The organism is Klebsiella sp. CN_Kp104, from assembly GCF_040064515.1.
Lineage (GTDB): Bacteria > Pseudomonadota > Gammaproteobacteria > Enterobacterales > Enterobacteriaceae > Klebsiella > Klebsiella aerogenes.
In genome coordinates this window covers 1-836 of sequence record NZ_JBEAII010000019.1, presented here as the reverse complement: position 1 = coordinate 836, position 836 = coordinate 1, and the positions used below count along the sequence as shown (strand labels likewise).

General features: G+C 62.0%; 1 protein-coding gene. It reads right to left on the bottom strand.

The window, feature by feature from the left end; translation table 11 throughout:
* Positions 1-836 (bottom strand): MFS transporter (locus ABLU80_RS13490; RefSeq protein ID WP_348850079.1); only part of this gene is annotated, 836 nt, incomplete at both ends.

The window sequence follows — 836 nt, the reverse complement described above, 5'->3', positions numbered from 1 at the left end:
GCGGTATAGGCCACCACCACGCCGATGGTGCTGAAGTGCGGCAGCAGCACCACCGCAATCGCCGGCGCCAGGAAGTTCGACAGCCCGGCCGACAGGTTGTAGACCGAAATCGCCGCCCCTTTATGCTCTGGCTCCAGCGCCGGGAACACCGCCGCCATCGGCACGAACGCCGCGACAAAAATCCCCAGCGCGATGGCCGGCACCAGCGCCATGGCGAAGTTATGGCCGAAGTGCTGCGGCAGGTAGTAAAACGCCAGGCTCGACAGCGCCATGCCGATGCAGCCGAACCAGCGCACCACTTTCATCCAGCCCAGTTTCTCCGCCACAATCCCCCAGAAGACGTTGGAGAAGATGGTGGTGAAGAAGAACGCCGCCCACACCTGCAGCCATTCGGAAGTGGTGAAGCCGAGCTCATCGACAAACATCATCGGCATGACCACCGCGAAGCCGAACAGCGACAGGGTGTTGATAATGCGCACGATGCTGGAGAGCATAATGCTGCGGTTGGTGTAGATAAGGGTCACCGCGCGCCCCAGTTCGGAGAACTTCTCGCGGGTGGTGAGATTCTGCATATGGCGCGGGGTTTCGGTGTTGCGCAGCGCCGCCAGGGCAATCAGCCCGCCGGTGACACAGAACGCCAGCGCCAGCCACAGGGTGCCCATCTCGCCAATGTGCGGAATGGTGAAGCTCGGAATATAGCTGCCGAACACGCCGATGCCGACGGAGTAGACCGCCCAGAACCAGCCCAGGGCCGAGCTGGAGCTGTCGCTGCGGACGTTATGGATAATGGCGACGATAAACGAATAGAGGAACAGCGGATAGGCCAGGCCGCGGAT